20 protein-coding genes and 1 tRNA gene are annotated in these 25,788 nt (G+C 60.4%); 3 read left to right on the forward strand and 18 right to left on the reverse strand.

Annotated features, from left to right (window positions below):
• Positions 1-7: 7 nt before the first annotated feature.
• Genes ACH6CX_RS02955 through ACH6CX_RS02975 form a run of 5 tightly spaced genes read right to left on the reverse strand, consistent with a single transcriptional unit; the run spans position 8 to position 5,432 of the window.
• On the reverse strand, positions 8-1,015 hold the full coding sequence (locus ACH6CX_RS02955; protein ID WP_237061714.1) for a YhdH/YhfP family quinone oxidoreductase: 1,008 nt from the start codon (positions 1,013-1,015) through the stop codon (positions 8-10).
• A gap of 40 nt (positions 1,016-1,055) precedes the next feature.
• Positions 1,056-2,213, reverse strand: coding sequence for a protease SohB (sohB, locus tag ACH6CX_RS02960; protein ID WP_232942877.1), 1,158 nt, complete (start codon positions 2,211-2,213; stop codon positions 1,056-1,058).
• A gap of 21 nt (positions 2,214-2,234) precedes the next feature.
• Positions 2,235-2,885 (reverse strand): cation/multidrug efflux pump, encoded by a 651-nt coding sequence (locus tag ACH6CX_RS02965; RefSeq protein ID WP_232942878.1) that lies wholly within the window; start codon positions 2,883-2,885, stop codon positions 2,235-2,237.
• A gap of 17 nt (positions 2,886-2,902) precedes the next feature.
• Positions 2,903-3,721 carry an NAD(+) diphosphatase gene (gene nudC / locus ACH6CX_RS02970; protein WP_237061715.1) on the reverse strand — a complete coding sequence of 273 codons (819 nt, stop codon included), beginning with the start codon at positions 3,719-3,721 and terminating at the stop codon, positions 2,903-2,905.
• Positions 3,722-3,734: 13 nt separating this feature from the next.
• Positions 3,735-5,432 carry a hypothetical protein gene (locus ACH6CX_RS02975; protein WP_232942880.1) on the reverse strand — a complete coding sequence of 566 codons (1,698 nt, stop codon included), beginning with the start codon at positions 5,430-5,432 and terminating at the stop codon, positions 3,735-3,737.
• A 322-nt stretch (positions 5,433-5,754) separates the two neighbouring features.
• Between ACH6CX_RS02975 and nhaB the strand changes: the two genes are divergently transcribed.
• Entirely contained in the window at positions 5,755-7,308 is a 1,554-nt protein-coding gene (gene nhaB / locus ACH6CX_RS02980; RefSeq protein ID WP_237061717.1) for a sodium/proton antiporter NhaB, read from the forward strand.
• 37 nt (positions 7,309-7,345) lie between these two features.
• On the opposite strand, the gene dnaQ is transcribed toward nhaB, so the two are convergent.
• Genes dnaQ through ACH6CX_RS02995 form a run of 3 tightly spaced genes read right to left on the reverse strand, consistent with a single transcriptional unit; the run spans position 7,346 to position 9,326 of the window.
• Positions 7,346-8,077 carry a DNA polymerase III subunit epsilon gene (dnaQ, locus tag ACH6CX_RS02985; protein ID WP_232942882.1) on the reverse strand — a complete coding sequence of 244 codons (732 nt, stop codon included), beginning with the start codon at positions 8,075-8,077 and terminating at the stop codon, positions 7,346-7,348.
• Position 8,078: 1 nt separating this feature from the next.
• Complete coding sequence (gene rnhA, locus ACH6CX_RS02990) at positions 8,079-8,516, reverse strand: ribonuclease HI (RefSeq protein WP_232942883.1); 438 nt, start codon at positions 8,514-8,516, stop codon at positions 8,079-8,081.
• Positions 8,517-8,537: 21 nt separating this feature from the next.
• Complete coding sequence (locus ACH6CX_RS02995; RefSeq protein ID WP_232942884.1) at positions 8,538-9,326, reverse strand: class I SAM-dependent methyltransferase; 789 nt, start codon at positions 9,324-9,326, stop codon at positions 8,538-8,540.
• A gap of 189 nt (positions 9,327-9,515) precedes the next feature.
• On the opposite strand from ACH6CX_RS02995, the gene gloB reads away from it, so the two are divergent.
• Both gloB and ACH6CX_RS03005 read left to right on the forward strand, forming a co-directional pair.
• Positions 9,516-10,286: a hydroxyacylglutathione hydrolase gene (gene gloB, locus ACH6CX_RS03000; RefSeq protein ID WP_232942885.1), complete on the forward strand. Its 771-nt coding sequence runs from the start codon at positions 9,516-9,518 to the stop codon at positions 10,284-10,286.
• Between the two features lie 198 nt (positions 10,287-10,484).
• Complete coding sequence (locus ACH6CX_RS03005; RefSeq protein ID WP_396674737.1) at positions 10,485-12,035, forward strand: LysM peptidoglycan-binding domain-containing protein; 1,551 nt, start codon at positions 10,485-10,487, stop codon at positions 12,033-12,035.
• A gap of 160 nt (positions 12,036-12,195) precedes the next feature.
• Here the strand turns inward: ACH6CX_RS03005 and ACH6CX_RS03010 are convergent, their stop codons facing one another.
• From ACH6CX_RS03010 to ACH6CX_RS03055, 10 genes are all read right to left on the reverse strand, one after another.
• The gene (locus tag ACH6CX_RS03010) at positions 12,196-14,067 is read right to left on the reverse strand and encodes a SurA N-terminal domain-containing protein (RefSeq protein WP_232942887.1); all 1,872 of its coding nucleotides are present in this window, start codon (positions 14,065-14,067) and stop codon (positions 12,196-12,198) included.
• 110 nt (positions 14,068-14,177) lie between these two features.
• Positions 14,178-14,450, reverse strand: coding sequence for an HU family DNA-binding protein (locus tag ACH6CX_RS03015; RefSeq protein WP_010132873.1), 273 nt, complete (start codon positions 14,448-14,450; stop codon positions 14,178-14,180).
• 254 nt (positions 14,451-14,704) lie between these two features.
• The gene (gene lon / locus ACH6CX_RS03020; protein ID WP_232942888.1) at positions 14,705-17,110 is read right to left on the reverse strand and encodes an endopeptidase La; all 2,406 of its coding nucleotides are present in this window, start codon (positions 17,108-17,110) and stop codon (positions 14,705-14,707) included.
• A 392-nt stretch (positions 17,111-17,502) separates the two neighbouring features.
• Positions 17,503-18,792 (reverse strand): ATP-dependent Clp protease ATP-binding subunit ClpX, encoded by a 1,290-nt coding sequence (clpX, locus tag ACH6CX_RS03025; RefSeq protein WP_232942889.1) that lies wholly within the window; start codon positions 18,790-18,792, stop codon positions 17,503-17,505.
• 152 nt (positions 18,793-18,944) lie between these two features.
• Positions 18,945-19,586 carry an ATP-dependent Clp endopeptidase proteolytic subunit ClpP gene (gene clpP / locus ACH6CX_RS03030; RefSeq protein ID WP_232942890.1) on the reverse strand — a complete coding sequence of 214 codons (642 nt, stop codon included), beginning with the start codon at positions 19,584-19,586 and terminating at the stop codon, positions 18,945-18,947.
• A 183-nt stretch (positions 19,587-19,769) separates the two neighbouring features.
• Positions 19,770-21,083 carry a trigger factor gene (gene tig / locus ACH6CX_RS03035; protein WP_232942891.1) on the reverse strand — a complete coding sequence of 438 codons (1,314 nt, stop codon included), beginning with the start codon at positions 21,081-21,083 and terminating at the stop codon, positions 19,770-19,772.
• A gap of 191 nt (positions 21,084-21,274) precedes the next feature.
• Positions 21,275-21,359, reverse strand: a tRNA-Leu gene (locus tag ACH6CX_RS03040).
• A gap of 193 nt (positions 21,360-21,552) precedes the next feature.
• Complete coding sequence (fadA, locus tag ACH6CX_RS03045; RefSeq protein WP_232942892.1) at positions 21,553-22,728, reverse strand: acetyl-CoA C-acyltransferase FadA; 1,176 nt, start codon at positions 22,726-22,728, stop codon at positions 21,553-21,555.
• An 11-nt stretch (positions 22,729-22,739) separates the two neighbouring features.
• A complete protein-coding gene (gene fadB / locus ACH6CX_RS03050; protein WP_232942893.1) occupies positions 22,740-24,896 on the reverse strand; it encodes a fatty acid oxidation complex subunit alpha FadB in 2,157 nt (718 codons plus the stop codon).
• 248 nt (positions 24,897-25,144) lie between these two features.
• Complete coding sequence (locus ACH6CX_RS03055; RefSeq protein ID WP_232942894.1) at positions 25,145-25,735, reverse strand: cupin domain-containing protein; 591 nt, start codon at positions 25,733-25,735, stop codon at positions 25,145-25,147.
• Between the last annotated feature and the right edge of the window lie 53 nt (positions 25,736-25,788).

Genomic DNA, 25,788 nt, shown 5'->3' on the forward strand with positions numbered 1-25,788 from the left:
GAAGCGGCTAGAGCGCCATATCAACAACATAGCGCCCGATACCGTGGCCGCGGTGCAGGCGGGCGAGAAACTCCGGGGCCTGCTCCAGGGATATATCCTCGGCAATTCGCGCCAGCTGCTCACCGATATACCAGTCGCTCGCCAGCCGCTCCCAGACAGCCGCCTTCCTCTGTAAGGGCAGCTCGACACTGTCCACCCCGAGCAGGCTGATGCCTCGCAGGATAAACGGGAACACATTGGCCTGGAACTGGGCACCGGCGGCCATGCCACAGGCTGCTACCCCGCCACCATAGGCCAGTGACTTGATGACATTGAAGAGGGTCTCACCGCCAACCGTGTCCACCGCCCAGGCCCACAACGGCTTGGCCATTGCCTTGTTGGCGAAGGGCGCCAGGGTCTCGCGGTCCAGCACTTTCCACGCCCCCAGCCCGGTCAGGAAATCGGCGGACTCGAGTTTCCCGGTGACTGCCGCAACCCGGAACCCCAGGTGCGCCAGCAGGGCGACGGCAATAGAACCCACTCCGCCAGTGGCGCCGGTAACCAGTACTTCGCCCTGCTCGGGACGGGCGCCGGCTTCCAGTAACTTTTCCACACACAGGCCCGCGGTCAAACCGGCCGTGCCAAGGATCATCGACTCGCGCGCGGTGAGGCCATCCGGCAGGGGCAATGCCCACTCAACCGGGATGGCGATTCGCTCGGCCAGCCCGCCGGCGGTGTTCATGCCCAGGTCATAGCCGGTCACCAGTAGCTGCTGTCCCTCACTGAAGGTGCCACTGCGATCTGACACGACAGTACCTACCGCGTCGATGCCCGGGGTGTGGGGGTACTCGCGGGTAACCCCGGGGCTGCCGAAGGCCGAGAGTGCGTCCTTGAAGTTAAGGGAAGAGTGCGACACAGCGAGCTGCAACGGATGCGCCGGCAGCTCACTGACCGCTTTTTTTACCACCAGCTGGTCGAACTTGCCCGGGGCAACTTCCTCCACCCGGATCGCACGGAATTGCGCTTGCTGGTTCATGGGCTACTCCCTCCTCCTCGGGTCCAGCGGCTGCAGGGGCTTACTGGGCCTGGTGGCGCCAGGCTGCCAACCGCGACAGGAAGCGCATCAGCGCTGATTCGACACCGCTTTGTGCAGCCAGCCCCATCTTTTTGGCGATATTGGTCTTTTCCTTGTATTCGACCTCGTACAACGCGGCGTCCGCAGAGCGCCCGGTGAGATACTCATCGGAGGTTTTCAGCTCATCCACCAGGCCCAGGTCAATCGCACGCTGGCCGAACCAGACTTCACCGGTGGCCACTTTTGCGACATCGAGGCCGGGGCGGTACTCCGCCACAAAATGCTGGAACAGCGCGTGGATTTCCTCCAGGTCGCTCTGGAACTTCTCCCGGCCCTCTGCGGTATTCTCACCAAACATGGTGACGGTGCGCTTGAACTCCCCGGCTGTGAACAGCTCGTAGTCCACATCGTGGCGCTTGAGCAGCTTGTTGAAATTCGGCAGCTGCGCCAGTACACCGATGGAGCCCACCATGGCAAAGGGCGCCGCGATAATTCGGTCGGCGACACAGGCCATCATGTAACCGCCACTCGCGGCCACCTTGTCCACGGCGATGGTCAGGTGGATTCCCGCGGCGCGCACCCGTGCCAGCTGGCTGGCCGCCAGGCCATAGTTGGCCACCATGCCGCCGGGACTCTCGAGCACCACCACGACCTCATCACCTTTGTCAGCCACCTGCAGGATGGCAGTAATTTCCTCGCGCAGGTTGGTCAGTGCGCTGGCCTTGATATCACCATCGAAATGCACCACGTAAACCCGCGCAGGCTCTGCCGCGGCACCCGGGGCTGCAGCTTTCCCGGGCTGCCCGGCCTCCGCGTCTGCCTCAGCCTGCTCCGGCATATCGGCAAGCTCCGGGGCATTGCCACCCTTGCCTTTCTTTTCCGCCTTGTGCTTTTTGGCCAGTGCCTTGTCACGCGCCTTCTGCTCTTTGGCCTGCTGCTTCTTGCGCTGGGCAAAAGCGTGTTTGTCCAGTACCGCGTGCAGCAGGGCCTCTTTCATCTGCTCGTAGCGATCGTTGAGGTGCGTGACGCTGATATGGCCCTGCACCTGCTCTTTAAGGTGGGCGCGGTTGGCGACAATAAAACCAATGATGACCAGCAGGGCCACCACGATCGTTACCACTTTGGCCAGGAACAGGCCGTACTCACTGAGAAATTCCACTGAAACTCCAGATTAATCCGTTTACTGCCACTGCTCCATGGCGGACGTGGCCTGCTTGTTGAGCGGTCGCGCCAGCAACCCGGTATGGGAAATCTTCACCTCGTAGACAGCGCCATCCTCCATTGGCAGGAATGTCGCACTGCCGTAGACCGTGTCCACAAGGGGCAGGCGCGGGTCGATATCCCGCAGCAGCTTCCAGACGTCGACCCCGTAATTACTGCCGTTAAGCTGGTGTACCGTGCGCTGTTTTTCGCGTTCATCCTGGAGCGTCAGGTAGCGCCCGCTGAGGCGATCGAGGCGATACGCCGGCTTGATGCCCCAGCGGGACAGCGGCCCCTTCCACTTGAGCATGCGCGCGTCCAGCTGCCACTGGTCACCGCTCAGCTGGAATTCCTGGGTGACGCCGTCGGCGTCGGCAAACTTCACCATGAACTGCTGTTCTTCGAGTTCCTCAAATGACACGGTGCCGACACTGTGCTCATCGGCCAGGTTGCGGTAACTGTATACGTCCGCCGCCACCAGCACGATCATTAGGGCCGCGCCGAGCAGCGCCAGCCCCACGGTGCCGCGAATAAAGCCCAGTAGCCAGGTGCCCTTCAACAGCACCTTGCCACCCCAGAAAACCAGCAGCAAAGCGATCAGCGCAATCAGGAAGGTGATGGCGATATACATGATTTTCAATGCTCCGTTTAATCTGACTTCGCGTTTGCCGCACTGACAAAACCCCGGATCAGCTGCCCTGACAGGGTCTGCGGGGGCGGTATCTCCGCCGGCAGGTCACGGTAATGAAACCAGTGCGCCTCGGCGATTTCATCCAGGTCCGGTGCCAGTTCGCCGGCCACCCAGGGAACGGTGTAACCGAGCATTAACTGCCCCGGAAAGGGCCAGGGCTGGCTGCCGATATAGTATGGGTGGCCAACCCGCAGGCCCACCTCTTCATGCACTTCCCGCGCCACTGCCTGTTCTGCGCTTTCCCCGGGCTCGATAAAGCCCGCAAGCGCGGTAAAGAGGCCATGCCGGTGATGGGAATGCCGGGCCAGCAGGCACTCTTCCCCACGCGTCACCAACATGATGACACAGGGTGAGATCCGCGGGTATACCGACAACTGGCACTCGGGGCAGACACGCGCGCGCTCCCCTCCCGGGGACAGCGTAGTGGCCGACCCGCAACGACCGCAGTAGCGATGGTCTGAATCCCAGTTGGCCACCTGCATCGCGCGCCCGGCGAGATAGAACATTTCCTCATCGACCATCCCGAGCAGGGACCGCAGGCCACGCCACTCGCTACCAGGCACGTCGATGCGGGCCGAGAGCAGGTGGACCCCACAGGCTTGTCCTGACAATTCACCGAGATAGTGGGAGGCGAGCAAGAGGTCTGCGGGCAGGTCGAGGTGGGCGTGAACAAAGGAGCTGCCGGCACACAGGAGCTGGCCGCCGGCAACCACGATATGGCACGACAATTGGGGTTGGGGACCCGGCTGGGCCGCGGGGACAAAGCTTTGGTTCACTGCGCGCGACCGTTCAGGCCGCCTCCACCGGGTAACCCAGCGCCTCGAGGCTCTCGAGTGCCAGCTTCAGTGATTCGGGATCAGCCTTGCGGTGCATCTTCACCTCACCCAGGTAATACTCGAGACTGATGATGGCGTCGGCAAAGGTATCGAGTGCCTGCTCGATCTCGGGCACCGCCTCGCGCTGCTGCATCACTGTCTCGACAAAATCGATCAGTCGCTCGGTCACACCGGAAGCACGGGAAAGGTTCAGCACGATCAGGCCGCCGCGAACCGAGTTCAGGGTGGTGGAAACATTGCGGATATGCCCGTAGTCATAGTCTGACTCGGCGTAGGACGCCAGCGCACGCTTGATCAGGGAGAGCCCGGCCTCGGCCTCTTTCAGGACCGCCATCTCGGCTTCCGCCAGCTGGCTCATTTCCACCGCGGCATCCGCATGGCCGAACTCATCCACATCAATGCTCGAACTCTGGCGCAGCGCGCGAATGGCATTATCAACCTGCAGCACCTGTTGGGTCAGCTTCTGCAGCGCGGCCTCGCCCGCTGCTCCGCTGACGCGGGCATCAGAGCGAAACTCCTGTACGGCCTTGCCCAGGCCCGAACCCACCTTGTGGAAGTTCAGCATCAGCAGGATACTGGAGATTCGCTGCAGGTCGCCCATCAGGCCCTCGTCCTCGCACAGGCCGGCAACGCCCAGGGTCTCCACATCATCCAGCATGCGGCGCACGCCGGCGAGCTCCTCGTCCAGCGCCGTTGCCACGGCGGCAATTGCAGTGGCCCCGGGCCCCCCTAGGCTGGCGCGTTCACGCTCCAGCTCCGCTTCACCGTAACCGAGCGGAGACACATTGAACGCCTCCAGGATACGTCCGCCCTGCCCCCGCGGCGAAGATAATGCCAGCCAGTACAGGCTTTCCTTCAGCAACACCCCGGGCGGTGCCTGGTCCAGGGCCTTGTCGCCCTCCCGCTGCAGGGCACGCAGGCGTCGGTCAAACATGCTGAAAACCATTACCCGCGAGCGGCTGATATGCATCTTGCTGGAAGCCATCCCGGCCAGTGCCGCACCGGCAACCGCCCACAGCTTACCGATCGGCCGGCCCGCCGATACGCTGGCGACACGCTGCAGCGCGCGGGCCATCATGGTATAGGCAGGCTGGCAGGGCTTGCCCTGCAACAGCGCCAGCAGGCCCACCTGGTACATGTGCCGGAACCGGCGAACGAAATTGCGCAGGTCCTCTGACATAACGGCAGACGACACCGCCCCCGGCACATTGCCCTCCAGGCGGCACTGGAAGAAATGGCTCTCCGGCACAGGAGGCTCATTGCGGGCGGCCCGGAGGTGATTGATGTAGGGAATCAACAGCTCCGGACGGGCAACACCGCGGTGCTGCACAAAATCAAGATAACGGGTGATCACATAGAAGGAGGTACTCAGTGCTTCCAACACCTCCGTAGGGGGCTGCTGGGTGGCGGCCTCCAACTCATTGAGGGCGCCGAGCATTTCCTGGGCGAGAAGCTCCGCCCCCTTGAGCTGCACCATCTGCAGCACGCCGCAAATCTGGCGCACCGCCCCCATACAGGACTCCAGCGACTGGCGGTTTCCCGGGTCCACCGCAAACTGGTCCAGCTGCGCAGCGGCACTGTCGACGGCCGTCACCAGTTCTTCCTTAACCAGGTTCACCGAGGTTACATTGATTTCGCGCGATTCTGTCACTGCTTAATGTCGCCTTTTATCTCATCAACATGATTATTTTCTGACCGCCTACAGGCTTCCCGGCCCGTGGTGGCTGGCCAATTTATACTAAACTCATCGAGATTCCACTATCGGGGTGGCTATTTCCATCGATCAATCGACATTTCCGCCCCTGCATCAATTGACAGGCAGTAGCCCCTGGTGAAATCAGGCTGTTCCGGGATTCCCGGGGCATCTCGCCGCCCAGCCAGTCGCCATCGAACAGCGTCACTGGCACAAGCTCTCAAAGCCCGGCAACAACCAGCCCTGCGACACGCCAGGGCCCGGGGAAGGATACGGATTGATGACCCGCCAGCCCGCCCGCGCCCCTGATCCCGCCAAGCGTCACACCGGCGACGGGCTCGGGCGCGCCTTCGCTGAAAACTTCCTCGGCGAGGCACCCGACTGGTACAAGCTCACTATTATCATCTTCCTGCTGGGCAACCCGTTGCTACTGTTACTCGCCGGCCCCTTCGTGACCGGCTGGGTGTTGATCGGGGAGTTTATTTTTACACTGGCAATGGCCCTGAAATGCTACCCGCTGCCGTCAGGCGGGTTGCTCGCCATCGAGGCCGTCGTTCTGGGAATGACGTCCACCGACGCGGTTTTTCATGAAGTCATGGACAATATTGAAGTCCTGCTGCTCCTGATGTTTATGGTAGCGGGCATCTATTTCATGAAAAGCCTGCTGCTATTCCTCTTTACCCGAATCCTGCTCAGGGTCCGCTCGAAAACCCTGCTGGCATTGCTTTTCTGCGGTGTGTCGGCTGCGCTGTCCGCGTTCCTGGATGCACTGACGGTCACGGCGGTACTGATCGCGGTTGCCGTGGGCTTCTACTCTGTATACCACCGGGTCGCAAGCAATCGCCCGCACCACCACGACAGCCATGATCATTCATCCGACGAGCATGTGGTTGAGTACCATCGCGAGGACCTGGACCAGTTCCGGGCCTTCCTGCGCAGCCTGATCATGCACGGTGCCGTGGGTACCGCACTGGGCGGCGTGTGCACCATTGTCGGTGAACCGCAAAACCTGCTCATTGCGGAAAAGGCCGGTTGGGAGTTCCTGCAATTCTTCCAGCAGATGGCACCGGTAACCATTCCCACACTGTTCGCAGGCCTTGCAACCTGCGTTCTGGTGGAGAATATGAAAATCTGCGGCTACGGCGCACGACTGCCGGCGGCCGTGCGGGAGGTGCTGGACCTGTACGCCCACGAGCAGGAAAGGAAACGCGCGAAGCGCGATGTCGCGGAGCTATGGATACAGGGGGGCGTGGCCATATTGCTGGTTTTCGCCCTGGCTTTCCACGTGGCCGAGGTGGGCATTATCGGCCTGGTGGTTATTGTGCTGCTTACCTCCGCCAACGGCGTGGTGCAGGAACCGCGTATCGGCCACGCTTTTGAAGAAGCCCTGCCCTTCACCGCGCTGCTGGTGGTGTTTTTTGCCATCGTCGCGGTGATCCACGAGCAACACCTGTTCGAGCCGGTCACCCACTGGGTCCTGGCCATGGATGAGGAGCGACAGCCATCCATGCTTTTTATCGCCAATGGCCTACTGTCGATGATCAGTGACAATGTCTTTGTGGCAACAGTCTATATCGATGAGGTCAAGGGAGCGCTGGAGGCGGGCGAAATCAGCCGTGCGCATTTTGAGAAACTGGCGGTCGCCATCAACACAGGTACCAACCTGCCCAGCGTGGCGACACCAAACGGCCAGGCGGCCTTCCTGTTCCTGCTGACATCCGTCCTGGCGCCGTTGATCCGGCTGTCCTACGGTCGCATGGTATTGATGGCACTGCCCTACACACTGGTACTGAGTACGGTGGCCCTGGCCTGTATGGTCTGGGTTATTGGCTGAGCCGCCGGCCGCGGTAATCCGGCTCCCGGTAGCGGGATCACTTCCAGTAATGGGTTCCGGCGCTATCCTGCAGCAGCGCAAGCATCTCCTCGTGCGCCTGCACCTCTTCCGCGGACGCCGCAACTACTGTGAGAGGCTGCCGGTCGGCCGCCAGGCGGCGAATAGCCCCCGGAGCCAGCTGGTGATTGTCTTGCCCCGCTTCCCCTTCGGTGCCCTGGTCACCGCCCTGGGCAAGGGCCAGGTCCGTCTGCCCACCGGTCATGGTCAGGTAGACGTCGGCCAGGATCTCCGCGTCCAGCAGCGCGCCGTGCAGGTCTCGCTGGGAGTTGTCGACGAAGTAGCGCTTGCACAGTGCATCGAGGCTGTTCTTCTGGCCAGGGTGCTTTTCCCTCGCCATGGTCAGCGTATCCAGCACACCGCAGTGCGCCGCTACGCTCTGCCAGCGCGGACTGCCCAGCAGCTTCAGTTCCCAGTCAATAAAGCCGACGTCAAAGGGGGCATTGTGGATGACCAGCTCAGCACCCTCACAGAAGGACATGAACTCGTCAGCTATTTTGGCGAACACCGGCTTGTCGTGCAGGAATTCATTGGTGATGCCGTGCACTTCAATCGCGCCGTCATCCACCTGTCTTTCCGGATTGATGTACTGGTGGTAATGACGCCCGGTAGGCTTGCGATTGACCAGCTCGACACAACCGATTTCAATAATCCGGTGACCACTCTTGGGATCAAGGCCGGTGGTTTCTGTATCCAGGACAACCTGACGCATCTCAACTCTCCAGTTCGTCTATTCCGCGGTTGGCCAGCTCGTCGGCCCGCTCGTTACCGGGATCACCGGCGTGCCCCTTGACCCAGTGCCAGTGCACTTCGTGCCCGGCAATTCCCTCGTCGAGGGCGCGCCACAGGTCGGCATTTTTTACCGGTTTCCTGGCCGAGGTTTTCCAGCCATTCTTCTTCCAGGAATTAATCCAGCTGGTGATGCCCTGGCGCAGGTACTGGGAATCGGTATGCAGGTCGACACGGCAGTGCTGCTTCAGGGCTGCCAGTGCCTTGATTGCAGCCAACAGCTCCATACGGTTGTTGGTCGTATGGGCCTCTCCACCGTAGAGCTCTTTTTCCGCGTCGCCATGAATCAGCAATGCGCCCCAGCCGCCGGGACCAGGGTTACCCCTGCAGGCGCCATCGGTATAGATTGTTACTTGTTTCAATGTGACTGTTTTTTTCCGGGTTCAGCGTTTCGAATGGCCCCGGCGTGCGGCCACACGCGGGCTTGAGGGGACTGGGCGCAGTGCAGGTTTGCGCTCACCGCGCCACTGGATGCGCAGTGTTCGCATGCGCGCCACTTCTTTGCGCGCGACTATGATGTAAAACCCTCCCCAAGGCAAGTGCCAGCGCGCGCCCAGCCGCTCCATCCAGGCGGTACGGGCGAGCAGTTCCCGGTGCTGCAGTGGCAGGCGGAAGAAGCCCCGCTCGACCCTGCTTGCCTGCAGGTCCAGCAGGTTCATCCAGTCCTCAAGCCGCGCGGCCCGCAGGTGGTTACCCTGCTGCATGGCAGCGCGGGAAAAGATCAGGCGTGACGCCCCGAGCAGCGAGAACGGGTTGAACCCCAACAGCACCAGGTGGCCACCGGGTATCAGTACCCTCGCGGCCTCACGGAGTACCTGGTGGGGATGTTCGGAGAAATCGAGCAAATGGTGAAGCACCGCAACGTCAATCGATTCCGATGGCAGCGGCAGCTGCTCAAACTCCACCAGTGCGGCACCGCGCTGGCGCGGTGTCGGGGTCAGCCTGAAACAGTGATTGATACGGCTGCAGGCGGCGAAGTCGATAGTATCTGTCACACCCGCCTGCATCAGGTGATAGCCAAACAGGCCCTCTACCAGCGGCTGTGCCAGGGCCAGCTCCTGGGAGAGGATTTCCTGCCCCAGGCCACTCTCGAACCACCGGGCAACGTCGGCGCAGGACTGCGCCAGGCTGCTCGCCCCGGTACCCTGCCTGCCTCGTGACTTGTTTCCCATTGGTTCCCCGCGTGCATTTCTGGTTCCCGTCCCGGACGCCAGCCGCAACAGGCTTGCACAGGACCTGAGAGGGCGCAACCTGTTCCCGGAAGAACTGGATTTGCGACAACAGTGTGCTCGGCACCATCGCCACGGCACACCCGTTACACTATGTTATCGTTACCCATCCAAGATTAACCGGCGAGAACCATGCTCACAATATCTCCCATCCCGGCGTTCAATGACAATTACATCTGGCACCTGGAACGGGACGGCGAGCACTGGGTGGTGGACCCCGGCGATGCACGCCCGGTCATCGACGCCCTTGGCTCGAACAGTCTCGCAGGTATCCTGATCACCCATCATCACCTGGACCATACCGGCGGTGTTGCAGAGCTGAAAAATCGTTATGACTGCCCGGTTTTCGGGCCCGGCTCCATCGAGGGCGTCACCGACAGCCTCGAGGACGGCGACCAGTTCCGCGTGCTGGGCTGCCCGGTGCGTGTGATCTCCGTACCCGGGCACACCCTGGATCACCTGGCACTGCTGATGGACGACGACACTGGCGGCGGCCTGCACCATCATCTCTTCTGTGGCGACACCCTGTTCGCAGGGGGCTGTGGACGCCTGTTCGAGGGCACGCCTGAACAGATGTACGCCTCACTTTCCCGCCTGGGTGCCCTGCCACCCGAGACCCTGGTCTACTGCGCACACGAATACACCCTGGCCAACCTGCGCTTTGCCTCGGCGGCCGAGCCGGGCAACAGCACCCTGCAGAAACGCATCTCAGAGACAGAGTCCCTGCGCGCCCACGATCGCGTTACCCTGCCCTCCACGATCGGTGAGGAGCTGGCCACCAATCCCTTCCTGCGCTGCCATATTCCCGCCCTCGCTCGCTGCGCGAGCAATCACGGCGCCGACGACAACCCCGGCGAGGTCGAAGTGTTTGCCAGCCTGCGCCAGTGGAAGGATAATTTTTAACCAACCCGATCCTTCCATATGGCAGCAAAATAGTTTGTTTATTCCTTAATCAATGCATTTTGCGCAAAAACTAGCCAGTTTCCATTGACCGAAACCTAAACAGCTCTTTAGAATCAGAACATTAGAAAGAAAAGCTCAGGTCCAATAGCAATTTAAACGCCTGGGCTCTCAGAATGCACAAAACTTGCGGAAACCGGCATGGTTCACAAAAAACTGGCTGTTGCTGTATTGGCAGCAACAATGGGGGCCTGCGCGCAAATTGAGGATCAAGATGCGCAGCAGGGGAATTCACCAGAGGAATGGGAAGGAACCCATGTACAGGCAGAACCAATAGACCCGACGCCGACAATGGAGAAGGCCCTGCCGCCGGTCGATATCTGGGACCGTCTGCGGCGCGGCTTTAACCTGGCGCGACACACCGAGCATCCCAAAGTCCGCGACTACATCGCTTACTATTCGCGGAACGAAGGCTACATGGCCCGGGTTACCGAGCGCTCGAGGCGCTATATCTTCCATATTGCCGAGCAACTGGAAGCCGCCAACCTGCCGATGGAGCTGGCGCTGCTGCCCATTGTCGAGAGTGCCTACGACCCGTTTGCCTACTCCCATGCCAGCGCTTCCGGGATGTGGCAATTCATTCCCGCCACCGGTCGCTCTTTCGGCCTGCACCAGAACTGGTGGTATGACGGCCGGCGTGATGTGGCCGCATCGACCCGGGCAGCCATCAAGTACTTTGCCTACCTGAACAAAAAGTTTGACGGCGACTGGGCACTGACCCTGGCGGCCTACAACGCCGGCGAAGGCACCGTGCGCAGGGCCCGTGAACGCAACGCCCGTCGCGGTAAGGGCACCAGTTACTGGGACCTGCCACTGCCGCGGGAAACCCAGCGATATGTGCCCCAGCTGCTGGCACTGGCGGAGGTTATCTCCCGCCCCGACCACTACCGGGTCCCCCTGCACGACGTCGCCAATGAGCCCTACTACACCGCGGTTGATGTGGGCAGCCAGATCGAACTGGCGCAGGCGGCACAACTGGCGGATATCGAAATTGAAGAGCTGCAGCTGCTGAACCCGGGCTTCAGCCGCTGGGCGACCGACCCCAACGGTTCCCACCAGCTGCTGATCCCGATCTCCAAACGGGACCAGTTCGTGGCCGCCCTGGCCGAGATCCCTGAAGAGCAACGGGTCAGCTGGGAGCGCTATCGCATCGTGCGTGGCGACAACCTCTCGACTATTGCCCGCCGCTACGAGACCTCAATTGAGGCGATCCGCCAGGCCAACAACCTGCGCGGCAATAATATCCGTGCGGGTAAGACCCTGCTGATCCCCCGGGCATCCGGAGCCAACGGCCAGTACGCCTACGCGCTGGACCAGCGTGTGGGTGGCGGCAAGAGCGGTTCCGGCAGCCGCAAGACCAACTATACCGTGCGCCCCGGCGATACCCTGTGGGGCATTGCCCGCACCCTGGGCGTCAGCGTGCGCCAGCTGGCCAGCTGGAATGATATGGCCACTGGCGAGACCCTGCGCCCGGGCCGCAACCTGGTGGCGTACAACGGTGCGGGATCCAGCGGCTCTGCTACCCGGAAACTTTCCTACCGGGTACGCAGCGGCGATTCGCTCTACCGCATCGCCAGGAAATTCAGCCTTGAGATCGATGACATCCTGCGCTGGAACAAGCTGAGCAGATCCAGCTATCTCCAGCCCGGCCAGCAGCTGACCCTGTTCGTCAACGGCGCCAGCAGCGGCTGAGCACTCCAGGCCAACTGACTGAAACCCGGCTCCGGCCGGGTTTTTTATTGCATGCCACTCGCGCAGCAATTCGCAACAGCGCAACAGCCGGCGGGCCTCCAGGCATAAAAAAACCCGGCCGGAGCCGGGTTTTTCACACTGGCAGGATTTTGCCCTGGCGTCAGTCCGACGCCTCCACCAGTTCAATATCAGCCTGCTCGGCGAGGTACTTCTGCACCGCCGCGAGCTCGGCACTGCCACTCATGGCCGCCAGCTGCTGCAGCAGCGCCGAGCGCTGCTCGGGGCTCTGGCGGGACAGGTCGCCCTCCCGCACATCGCGCAGTTGCAGCACCACCTGGTCCCCACTGCCGGTGGCAAAGGTCTTTACCTTTCCGGACTCCGGCATGGCAAACGCCGCCTCGACGATCTCACCACGCTGGCCGAAGCCACCACGGCGAGTCTTGTCGCTGGTTTCCAGTGCCAGTTCGCGCTCTTCTGCGAGCTCGTCAAATGGCTTGCCCGAACGGAGCTCCTCGCCGATCGCCTCAGCCTTCTCCGCCAACTGGGCGCTTGCCTTTTCACGCTTCAGCAGGTCCACGATCTGCTCCCGAACCTCCGCCAGCGGATAGATACCGGCAGGCTGGTGCTCGGTAACCCGCAATACTACAGAATGATCTTCGGTCAGGTTCAATACATCCGAGGTGTTGCCATCGAGCATGACTTCCGGTGCGAATGCCGCCGCAACCACCTGTTCGTTGGCTGCGACGCCGGGACCACCTTCGCGACCAAACAGCGGTGCCTGTTGCAGCGGTACCCCCAGTTCCTCGGCGGGTCCGGCCAGGGTTTCCGCGTTGTAAGCCAGGTCCGCCAGACGGCCCAGCGCGGCAACGAATTCGCGTTCCGCCTCGGCATTGCGCAGCTGGGCGGTAATGGCGGCCTCGCGCTCCTCGAAAGTCGGGGGCTCGGCGCCTTCAATCTCCAGCAGTTTGATGAAATGAGTGCCGGCATCGGTGGTCACCGGGCCGGAAACCTGGCCTTCCTGCAGTTGCGCCAGTGCCTCCTCAAAAGCCTCCGGGAAAACCTCGCCGTCGGTGAACCCGAGATCGCCGCCCTCTTCGCTGGAGCCGACGTCATCAGAGTAAGTCCTGGCCAGTTCGGCAAAGTCCTCACCAGCATCAAGCTTTGACTGGATCTCCGCTACTTTGGCCTCATCGGCCTCCTCCAGCAGGATGTGTGCCGCGCGGCGACGCTCACTGGCCTGGAAGGTAGCGGCTTCCTGCTCGTACTGGGCACGCACATTCTCGGGCGACACTTCAATATTCCCGGCGAAAACCTCGGGCTTCAGCTCGATATACTCGATCGCAACCTGCTCCGGCCGCTGGAACTGAGCCTGGTTCTGGTCGTAGTACTCCTGTACTTCGCTGTCAGCTACTTCAATGCCCTCAAGCATTCCGGCCACCGGCAGTACCACATAATCGAAATCGCGCTCCTCCATGGAAATCTCGACCACCTGCTCGGCGTCGGCGCGCGTGGCAAAGGCTGTACCGCTGACACCGTCTGCATATTGCTGCAGGACCAGGTCACGCTCCATCACCTGGCGAAAGTTGGCGGGGCTATAGCCCATCCGGCGCAGGGAATCCCGGAACACCTGCGGGTCGAATTTGCCATTCACCTGGAATGCCGGAATCTGCACAGTCTCCCTGTCGACAGCGGCGGCACTCATGACCATTCCACTGTCCTGGGCTGCCTGGCGCAGGACCGAACTGGTGACCAGTTGCTGAAGTACGGGGCCACGCAGGCGCTCGTCGGTAAGCAGGTCCGCAGGGGCATTGTCGCCATACTGGCTCATGATCATATTGCGGCGATTCTGGATCGCACGTTGCAGATCCAGGTTGGTAATCTTTTCACCATTGACTTCCGCCACTTCATCGGTGGCACCACCACTGGCACCGGTGAAAAAATCAATTCCCCCAATGACCATAATAAAACCGAAAAAACCGGCAACAATAATCGCCGCCGTGCCTTTCAGGTTGTCGCGCATGGACTGAAGCATGCTCAGCTCCGAAAAATAACTCTGTGAAATTTATATGAATCAGAAACAAAAAAGGCGCATCCCAGCGATACGCCTCCTTGAAGCTGTGAACCTCTGGGGTCCCAGGCCTCTTAGTTTACTGCGTCCTTCAGGGCTTTGCCGGCCTTGAAGTTCGGGATTTTGGCAGCGGCGATTTCGATCGGGTCGCCGGTGCGCGGGTTGCGGCCGGTGCGTGCAGCACGCTCTTTAACGGCGAAAGTGCCGAAACCTACCAGTGCAACCTGATCGCCTTTCTTCAGGGCGTCAGTGATGCTGTCTACCATCGCGTCCAGAGCACGTCCAGCTGCTGCCTTCGGAATATCTGCAGATGCGGCAATTGCTTCAATCAGTTCGGACTTATTCACGCTTAATCCCTCTGTTCTTTTCTAGATATGTATCGGGGACCCCATGCCGGGATCCCTCTGCGTTCGAGCCTTGGCTATCGGCGATTTGCGCGCCGATCAATAAGCCACGTGTTATACCAACTGCCCGATAGCGGGTCAAGGAATCACGCGGGTTTCAGGGCAGTTGGGTATGAAAATGGGGCGACTGAACTGCAGTCAGATTATTTTTTAAGCGAACGCGGAGGTGGCTTCAGGCGCCACCTCGCGAACATTTTTTAGTGCGTCTGTACCTGGCGCTGGGAACGCTCCTCGGCGCGCTTCTGCAGTGCTGAGTACTCCTCATCGGTCAGGGACTGGGGCTTGTGCTCCAGGGCCAGGTCCAGCACCTGGTCGATCCACTTGACCGGCTTGATCACCAGGTCCTCGAGGATATTGTCTGGGATGTCCTTGAGGTCCCGCTCGTTATCCGCCGGTATCAATACCGTCCGGATACCACCGCGACGGGCGGCAAGCAGCTTTTCCTTCAGCCCGCCGATTCGCAACACTTCACCGCGAAGGGTAATTTCGCCGGTCATGGCCACATCGGATCGAACCGGGATACCTGTCAGTACCGAAGCCACCGCCGTACACATCGCAATACCCGCTGACGGCCCATCTTTCGGTGTGGCCCCCTCAGGCACATGGATATGGAGGTCGCGCGTCTCGTTAAAGTCCGGCGCGATACCCAGTGACTGCGCGCGGGCCCGGACCACTGTCAGTGCTGCCTGGATGGACTCCTGCATCACATCACCGAGGGAGCCGGTCTTGATTACGCGACCCTTGCCCTGCACTGCAGAGGATTCAATGGTGAGCAGCTCACCACCGACCTCCGTCCATGCCAGGCCGGTAACCTGGCCAATTTTGTTTTCCTCTTCCGCCCGGCCAAAGTCGTACTTACGCACGCCCAGCAGGTCTTCCAGCTCCTCCGGCTGTACTACTGCCTTGCTGGTGGTGGATTTCCGCACATGCTCGGTGACGATCTTGCGGCAGATTTTCGCGATCTCCCGGTCCAGTCCGCGCACACCCGCCTCACGGGTGTAGTAACGGATGATGTCCTTTACAGTGTCGTCCGACAGCTGCAACTCGTCTTCCTTCAGGCCATTGGCCTTGCGCTGCTTCGGCACCAGGTAGCGCTGGGCAATATTAAGCTTTTCGTCCTCGGTGTAGCCGGGCAGCCGGATAACCTCCATACGGTCGAGCAACGGCCCGGGGATGTTCATGGAGTTGGACGTACAGACGAACATGACATCGGACAGGTCGTAATCAACCTCCAGGTAATGGTCATTGAAGGTCTTGTTCTGTTCCGGATCCAAAACCTCCAGCAGTGCCGACGCCGGGTCGCCACGCTGGTCCATACCCATCTTGTCCACCTCGTCGAGGAGGAACAGCGGGTTTTTCACCCCGACCTTGGAAATTTTCTGGATCAGCTTACCGGGAAGCGACCCGATATAAGTGCGGCGGTGGCCACGGATTTCCGCTTCATCGCGCACCCCACCCAATGCCATGCGTATATATTTGCGATTGGTGGCGCGGGCAACTGACTGACCCAGCGAGGTTTTACCTACCCCGGGCGGGCCCACCAGGCACAGGATTGGCCCCTTCACTTTCTTGACCCGCTTTTGCACCGCGAGATACTCGAGGATACGCTCTTTTACTTCCTCGAGACCGTAGTGATCCTTGTCCAGGATTTCTTCGGCCTTCTTAAGGTCATGGCGGACACGGCTGGCCTTTTTCCACGGTACGCTCAGCATCCAGTCGATATAACTGCGCAGTACCGAAGCCTCGGCCGACATCGGCGACATCATCTTCAACTTTGCCAGCTCGGCGCGGGTCTTCTTCTCCGCTTCCGCGCTCATGCCAGACTCGGCAATCTTGTGTTCGAGTTCCTCGATCTCGTTCGGCTCTTCCGTGATTTCGCCAAGCTCCTTCTGAATGGCCTTCATCTGCTCATTCAGGTAGTACTCGCGCTGGCTCTTCTCCATCTGCTTTTTGACGCGGCCACGGATCCGCTTCTCTACCTGGATCAGGTCGATCTCGGAATCCATCAGGCCCAGGAGGGTTTCCAACCGCTCCTTCACACTGGACGTCTCCAGCAATTCCTGCTTCTGCCCCAACTCCAGCGACATATGCGCTGCAATGGTGTCGGCAAGCCGGCCTGGCTCGTCAATTCCAGACAGGGAGGTGATTACCTCATTCGGAACCTTCTTGCTGACCGAGACGTACTGCTCAAACTGCCCCATGGCAGAGCGAACCAGGGCTTCCGCCTCCGCTTCCGGCAGTTCCTCGGTCTCAAGCGTCTCTACGCTGGCGCGGTAGTGCCCATCTCCCTCGGTGATGTCGAGGATATTGACACGGTGACTGCCCTCTACCAGCACCTTGACGGTACCATCGGGCAACTTGAGGAGCTGCAGCACGCTCGCCACAGTGCCGACGCGGTAAACGTCTTCGGCGCCTGGATCATCCTCGGATGCCTGGCGCTGGGCGACCAGCAGCACCTGCTTGTCGGTGCGCATGGCTTCTTCCAGCGCATCGATAGATTTTTCCCTGCCCACAAACAGCGGAATCACCATGTGCGGATAGACGACAACATCGCGCAGCGGCAGCAGCGGAAACTCTTGTTTGGTGTCGGATGGCTGATCCATAGAACTCCTCTCGGCCCGATCACTGGCTATTCAGTCGCGCCACGGATGGCTGCAACGCAAAACTTGGTCCGCCTTTCAGCGGGATAGGCTAGAGATGGGGTAAAGTTGGCCACATTACAAGGGCCGGTCACGGGGAAATTTCCCCCAGCCACTCCCGGCTGCCCACCAGCTTGCCCTGACCGTTAATAATATAGGGATAGTTGCCGATTAACGGGAATATATCTCACCCTTCCCCACAGGCCGCAAAACTCCTCGCGTCATTCCACCCACCCTGCTCGCGCAGCAGCCACTTGTCGGGATACGGACTGCAGTACTGACAGGATCAATTAACCACACAAATCGAGCGGGCATAAAAAAAGCCCCGGACGGGGCTTTTCGGCTTGCAGCACCGGTTACTCTTCCGGTGCCGCCTTCTGTGAAGTGGATTCGTTGCTCTCGTACACCAGCAGTGGCGCGGATTCTCCCTTGATGACCGCTTCGTCGATTACCACCTTGGCGACATTGTCCATTGATGGAATGTCATACATGGTTTCGAGCAAAACGGACTCCATGATCGAGCGCAATCCACGGGCGCCAGTCTTGCGCTCCATGGCCTTGGCGGCGACCGCGTCCAGGGCGTCGGGCCGGAAGTCGAGCTCCACCCCTTCCATCTCGAACAGCTTCGAATACTGTTTGGTCAGGGCATTGCGGGGCTCGGTCAGGATCTGCACCAGCGCCGGGCCATCAAGCTCTTCCAGCGTCGCGGTGACTGGCAGGCGACCTACGAACTCGGGGATCAGGCCATAACGCACCAGGTCCTCGGGTTCCAGGTCGAGCAGTATTTCACCGAAGTTGCTGTTGCTGTCCTTGGATTTGACCTCGGCACTGAAACCGATACCACCCTTCTCAGAGCGGTCACGAATCACTTTGTCGAGACCCGCGAATGCGCCGCCACAGATGAACAGGATGTTACCGGTATCCACCTGCAGGAACTCCTGCTGCGGGTGCTTGCGGCCACCCTGCGGCGGAACTGACGCCACGGTACCCTCGATCAGCTTGAGCAGGGCCTGCTGTACGCCCTCACCGGAAACATCACGGGTGATCGACGGGTTGTCAGACTTGCGCGAGATCTTGTCGATCTCATCGATGTAAACGATGCCCTGCTGCGCCTTCTCCACGTCGTAGTCGCATTTCTGCAACAGCTTCTGGATAATATTTTCCACGTCCTCACCGACATAGCCGGCTTCGGTCAGGGTCGTCGCATCGGCAATGGTGAATGGCACGTTGAGCAGGCGGGCCAGGGTCTCGGCCAGCAGGGTCTTACCGCTACCGGTGGGGCCCACGAGCAGGATGTTGGACTTGCTCAGCTCAACCTCGTCCTTGCCCTTCACCCCGGATTTGCTGCGGAGACGCTTGTAATGGTTGTAAACCGCGACCGCCAGCACGCGCTTGGCGCGCTCCTGACCAATGACGTACTGGTCGAGGATCTCGGTGATCTCCTTGGGCGTAGGCAGGCGACCCTCGGGGCCTTCCGAACTCTCCTGCACCTCTTCACGGATGATATCGGTGCAAAGTTCGACACATTCGTCGCAGATAAAGACAGACGGTCCCGCGATCAGCTTGCGTACTTCCTGCTGGCTCTTACCGCAGAATGAACAGTACAGCAGTTTACCGTTGTCTTCTCCACTGCTCTGGTCGGTCATCAAAATACTCCGTGCTCAGTCGGCCAGCCGGTGACCCGGCTTCTAACGTGGTTCTATAGCAAGATGCTGCCTTTCGGCGCGTTTTTCAAGCCTTTTGTCATTCGGGAATACGGACGATAAGGCGGACCAGATCGCCGGCCGCCCGGTCACCCCTACTTTTCGAGCCCCTGGCGGCGGGACAGGACATCGTCCACCAGGCCGTACTCACTGGCCTCATCCGCGCTCAGGAACTTGTCGCGCTCGGTATCGCGCTCTATCTCGTCGATGCTGCGGCCAGAATGGTGCGCCATCAGTTCGTTCAGGCGCTGGCGAATCTTGAGGATTTCCTGCGCGTGAATATGGATGTCGCTGGCCTGCCCCTGGGCACCGCCACTGGGCTGGTGGATCATTACCCGCGAATTGGGAGTCGCAAAGCGCTTGCCGGTGGCGCCAGATGCCAGCAGGAAAGCCCCCATGCTGCAGGCCTGGCCGATGCACATGGTGCTCACATCGGGCTTGATGAACTGCATGGTGTCGTAGATCGACAGGCCTGCAGTCACCGATCCCCCCGGCGAATTGATGTAGAGGTGAATGTCCTTGTCGGGGTTTTCCGCTTCCAGGAAAAGCAGCTGCGCCACCACCAGGTTCGCCATGTGGTCTTCCACGGGACCCACGAGAAAGATCACCCGCTCCTTCAAAAGACGGGAATAAATATCGAAGGAACGCTCACCGCGGGCAGTCTGCTCTACCACCATCGGCACCAGGCCGGAGGCTGAAGGTTCAATCGCGGAATGGGAATTATCAAAACGTGCCATAAATACCGTCGCTTCCTTTTTTGGCGTGTAAGGCGAGATGCGCAACTGGCGCGGGAAATCCACCAGCCACTGAAAATCGGGTTTTTCTGAGCTTAACCGGTCGGGCGCAAGAAAGCCAGTCGGTGAAAAAGGGGAAGGAGGGAGCCGGTGGTCGCGAGATGCGACCACCGGTAAAGGGGTCGATCAGCCCTGCTGCTGGGGCTTGATCACATCGTCGTAGGAGCTCTTCACTTCCTCGACCTTGGCCTTGTCCAGGACGAAGTCCACTACCTGGTCTTCCAGGACGACAGACTCGACACCAGACAGCAGCTCGCGGTTGCTGAAGTAGTATTCGACCACTTCCTCGGGCTGCTGGTAGGTAGAGGCCAGCTCTTCCACCTTGGCCTTCACGCGATCGGCATCGACGTTCAGCTCATTCTGCTTGACGATCTCACCGACTACCAGGCCCAGCACCACGCGACGCTTGGCCTGGTCCTCGAACATGGCATCCGGCAGCATCTTCTGCGCGTCTTCAGCCTTGATCTGGCCACCGAACTGCTGAACCATCTGGTTGCGCAGGGTCTGTACCTCGCCAGCGATCAGAGCAGCCGGGATCTCCACCTCATGCTTCTCGGCCAGCTGGTCCATTACCTGGGTCTTGACCTTGTTCAGAGCCGCGTTCTTCAGCTCGCGCTCCATATTGTTGCGCACTTCCTCGCGGAACTTCTCTTCGCCGCCTTCCTCGACGCCGTAGGCCTTGAAGAACTCTTCATCCAGCTCCGGCAGCTCCGGCTTCTCGGAGGACTTCACCTTGATGGTGAAGGTCGCTTCAGCACCGCGCAGCTCTTCCGCCTGGTAGTCTTCCGGGAAAGTGACCTCAATCTCTTTCTCTTCACCGGGCTTCATGCCCAGGATGCCGTCCTCGAAGCCCGGGATCATCTGGCCGGATCCCAGCACCAGCTGGTGATCCTCGCCCTTGCCGCCCTCGAACTCCTCGCCGTCCTTGCGACCGACGAAATCGATCACAACGCGGTCGCCCTTCTGGGCCTTGCGCTTGGTTTCCTTCCAGCCGGACTGCTGCTTGCGCAGTACGTCGATCATGTTGTCGACATCTTTGTCGGTCACTTCGGCTACCGGACGCTCGACAGTGATCTCGGCCAGGTCAGCCAGCTCCACTTCCGGGTAGACTTCGAAGGTCGCCACGTACTCCAGGTTCTCACCCGGTGCGGTCTGCTTGGCTTCGATGCTCGGCTGGCCGGCAGGCTTAACCTGCTCCTGCTGCACTGCCTCGTAGAAAGAGCGGCTCATCACCTCACCCAGGACTTCCTGGCGCACACCGGCACCGTAGCGCTGGCGAACAACTTTCATCGGCACTTTGCCCTTGCGGAAACCGTTCATACGTACGGTTTTGGCCGCCTGCTGGAGACGTTTATCCACTTCTTTATCGACGACTTCCGCCGGCAGGTTGACGGTCAGACGACGCTCCAGGCCGGAAGTTGTTTCGATGGAAACCTGCATCTTAATCCTCGTGAGACTCTCTGTAGTCGCGCCGCAGCGCCAGCTCGTGATGGCCGCCGGGCTCACCCGGTCGACCTCTCTCAGGCGCGGGCCGGAGCATGGGAGCACCGGGCCCGGTATACGCCAAATACAAACAGCCCGCGCCTCGCCACTGATCCAGGGCCGGCAAACGGACTGCGCTTAACATTGCTTGGTGGGGACGGGGAGACTTGAACTCCCACACCTTGCGGCACCAGAACCTAAATCTGGCGTGTCTACCAATTCCACCACGTCCCCGTGGCCACTGCCGCTAACTCATTGATATATATGCATTTTACTGCATTGACCCGAGGGCCCCGCGACAGGGGGAGCAGATTGTGCCACAGCCACCGGGGCGCTTCAACAAATTGGGGCCTCGCCGGGCCGCCACGCAGCCCCCACATGCAGAAAGGGCGCCCGAAGGCGCCCTCTCTACGTCTGGCTGGATCTATCAGACCCGCTCGACGATCGTGGTGATGCCCTGGCCCAGACCAATACACATGGTCGACACACCCAGGTTACCACCCTCGTTCTGCATCACGGACAACAGCGTACCGGTGATCCGCACCCCGGAGCAGCCAAACGGGTGACCCAGGGCGATGGCGCCACCATACAGATTGACCTTGTCGTCCATCTTGTCCAGCAGGTCCAGGTCCTTCAGCACCGGCAGAGCCTGTGCCGCGAAGGCCTCATTCAACTCCACCTTGTCGATGTCGTCGATAGTGAGGCCCGCCTGCTTCAGCGCTTTCTTGGTGGAAGGCACCGGCCCGTATCCCATAATGGAGGGATCAACGCCCGCCAGGGTCATTTCGCGCACCTTGGCAATAGGCTCCAGCCCCAGCGCCTTGGCGCGCTCGGCGGACATTACCAGCATGACGGATGCGCCATCGGTAATCTGCGAGGAAGTACCGGCGGTCACCTGGCCATGCTTGGGATCGAACGCCGGCTTGAGCTGCGCCAGCCCCTCCGCCGTGGTATCCGGGCGGATGGTCTGGTCAGTCTCCACCAGGAAGGGTACGCCGTCCTCGTCGTGCCCCTCGATGGCGATGATCTCCCTGTTGAACTTGCCTTCCTTGGTGGCAGCGGCAGCGCGCTGGTGCGAACGGGCCCCGAATTCATCCATCTGCTGGCGCTGAATACCGTGCATCATCGCCAGGTATTCGGCGGTCATGCCCATGGAGCCGGCAGCCTTGGCCATATGGCGACCCAGCATCGGGTTGGGGCTGACATGCTCCATCATATTGAGGTGGCCCATATGCTCGACACCACCAACCACATATACATCGCCTACGCCGGCACGGATATTGGCGGCAGCAGTGTGCAGTGAGGACATGGAGGATCCGCACAGGCGGTTCACGGTCTGCGCCGGAATTGTGTGCGGCAGGCCGGCACGCAGCAGGATAAAGCGAGCCACGTTGAAGCCCTGCTCATCACGCTGCATCACGCAGCCCCAGATCAGGTCATCAATCTCAGCCGGATCCAGTTTCTCGTTGCGCTGCAGGAATTTCTTCAGCAGCTCCGCGGACATATCGTCCGCGCGCACATTGCGGTAAACGCCATTCTTGGAACGGCCCATGGCCGTACGGGCGTAATCGACAATTACGGCATCTCTGGGATCTAAACTCATCGAAACTCTCCTCACTTGTCGCCGTAGTAAGTAGTGCCGTTGGCGGCCATTTCGCGCATGCGCTCAGTGGGCTTGTACAGCTCACCCAGCTCGGCGTACTTGTCTGCCATCTTCACGAATTCATCCATACCGACCTTGTCCAGCCAGGCAAAGATGCCACCGCGGAAGGGCGGGAAGCCGATGCCGTAGATCAACGCCATATCGGCCTCGGCCGGTGAATCCACAATGCCTTCTTCCAGGCAACGGGCCAGCTCGGTAGCCATGGGGACCATCATGCGCTCGATGATCTCGTCCTTGTCGAACTCGCGGCGCTCGGCCACATGCGGCTTGAGCAGCTCGTAGGCCTCATCGGTAGCCACCTTCTTGGGCTTGCCCTTCTTGTCTTCTTCGTAGTTGTAGAAGCCCTTGTCATTTTTCTGGCCGTAGCGCCCGGCCTCGTACATGACATCGGATGCAGCTTTGAAGGTTTTGCCCATGCGCTCCGGGAAACCTTCTGCCATCACTTCCTCGGCATGGACACCGGTATCGATGCCAACCACATCCATCAGGTAGGCCGGACCCATCGGCCAACCCCAGCGCTCCATGACCTTGTCGACTTCCTGGAAGTCGGCACCGTCGCGGACCAGCATGGAGAAGCCGGCAAAGTACGGGAACAGGACACGGTTCACCAGGAACCCGGGGCAGTCACGCACTACAATCGGCTTCTTGCCCATCTTGTTGGCGAACGCCACCACGCGGGCAATGGCGTTGTCAGAGGTCTTCTCACCCCGAATCACCTCCACCAGCGGCATCTTGTGCACCGGGTTGAAGAAGTGCATGCCGAGGAAGTTTTCCGGGCGCTTCAGGGCTTCGGCCAGCTTGTCGATGGAAATGGTCGAAGTGTTGGAAGCGATCACGGTGTCGTCACTGACCTTGCCTTCCACCTCGGACAGCACCGAGTGCTTGACCTTCAGCTTTTCCACTACTGCCTCGACCACTACGTCGACGTCGTCGAAGCCGTCGTAGCTCAGGGTCGGCTCGATGCGGTTGAGGGTCTCGCCCATTTTTGCCGGCGTCATGCGTCCGCGGTCGACGAGCTTGGTCAACAGCTTGTTGGCCTCTTTCAGGCCCAGGTCGATGCCCTTTTGCTCGATGTCCTTCATCTTGATCGGCGTGCCCTTGTAGGCAGACTGGTAGGCGATACCGCCTCCCATGATGCCGGCACCGAGCACGGCGGCGCGCTCAATCTTCTTATCGGCTTTCTTTTCCCAGCCCTTGGCAACCTTGCCAATCTTCTGGTCATTCAGGAACAGGTTCACCAGCGATTCGGCGGTATCGGTCTGGGCGCACTCGATGAACTTCTGCTGCTCAATCTTCAGGGCCTCATCGCGGTCCACCTTGTAGCCCTGCTCGATGGACTCAACCGCCTTCACCGGTGAGGGGTAGTTGCGTCCGGCCTGCGCACCAACAAAAGCCTTGGTGGTGAAGAAGGCCATCATGGCCTCGGTGTCATTCAGGGGGATGGGCGATTTCTTGATCTCGCGGCGCGCCTGGTAATCCAGCTCGCCGTCAATGGCGCGACCCAGCAGCTTGAGCGCAGCGTCTTTGAGCTGGTCATTGGCAACCACCGCATCCACGGCGTGGGCGGTGAGGGCCGCATTCGGTTTCTGTTCCTTGCCGGCAGCGATCCACTCGGCCGCAACATCCACACCTACCACGCGCGGCAGGCGCACGGTGCCACCCCAACCCGGGATCAGGCCCAGCTTGACTTCCGGCAGGCCAACCTTGCCCTGGTCACCCATAACCCGGTAATCACACGCCAGGCAAACCTCAAAACCACCGCCCAGGGCGAAACCGTTGATGGCCACCACGGTGGGCACACCCAGGTCCTCCAGGCGGTTGAAGTTCTCGTTGTTCTTGTTCATCAGGTCGGCGATGCCTTCCGGGCCGGCCGAGAAAGCGCCGCCAAATTCGGTGATATCGGCACCGACGATGAATACACCCTTGCCACTGGTGAGCAGCACGCCTTTCAGGCCGTCCGCCGCCTCAATCGCGTCCAGCGCTTCGGAGAGCTCCCCCACAGTCTGGCGATTGAATTTGTTGACAGACTCCCCTTCAAGATTGAAGTTGAGCTCGGCGATGCCGTTGTCCAGCATCTGCACAGTTAGCGCTTTGCCTTTAAATAACATTGATTGACCTCTTGGATTCAGGGCACGGGTCGGCCCGGGGTCGAAGTTTTTCTGTGACCGGGTGAAGCGTACGCCAGGCAGTGACGCCTCACTCCATTTCGGTCAGCCAGCCCTAGTATAGCCAGATTCAAACATTCGTTTGAATACCATTTCTTACAAATTGGATGGCCCCACAAGTATCAGAGTTCAGAAATTCACCAACCAGTATCGACGCTGGCAAAAGGCACCGGCGCCAATGGCGAGACCGATCAGACACTGGGCGGTGAATTGGCAGTGACGAGAATACAGTCGCAGTCCCCGGGATTGCGAAAACGGTGCGGCCTGCGACTGCTGAAATAGTAGCCGTCCCCGGGCCCCAGGACGGCAACCTCGGCGCCCACCGTTACCTCCAGTTGGCCGGATACGATGACCCCGCCCTCCTCGCCCGCATGGCTCAGCATCTCCGGACCGGTGTCCTCGCCCGGCGGGTACACCTCGTAGAGAATGGACATTTCGCGCCCCTGGATCCCCGCGCCCACCAACCGGTACTGGATCACACCGGTACCCATGTCCGGCATTTCATCGGCACGAAAAAAAACCTGGGAGGAGTCGTCGAACTGCAGCGTAAAGAATTCCGCCAGCGACATGGGGATGCTGTCGAGCACCTTCTTGAGCGAGCCCACTGAGGGGCTTACCCGATTCTGCTCGATCAGGGAGATTGTGGCATTGGTGACGCCAGCCCGCTTGGCAAGCTCCCGCTGGGACCAGCCATGCATACTGCGCACGGCCTTGAGTCGCGAGCCGACGTCATCTCCATCCTTGAGGTCCGGCGGCTTTACCGCCGGTTCGCTTTCCGCCATAAGCCACCTGCCTGTTGCGTGGGATCAGTCTACGCCATTCGCAACCGGCAGCA

The sequence above is a fragment of the Microbulbifer sp. JSM ZJ756 genome, assembly GCF_044383805.1.
GTDB classification, from domain to species: Bacteria; Pseudomonadota; Gammaproteobacteria; order Pseudomonadales; family Cellvibrionaceae; genus Microbulbifer; species Microbulbifer zhoushanensis.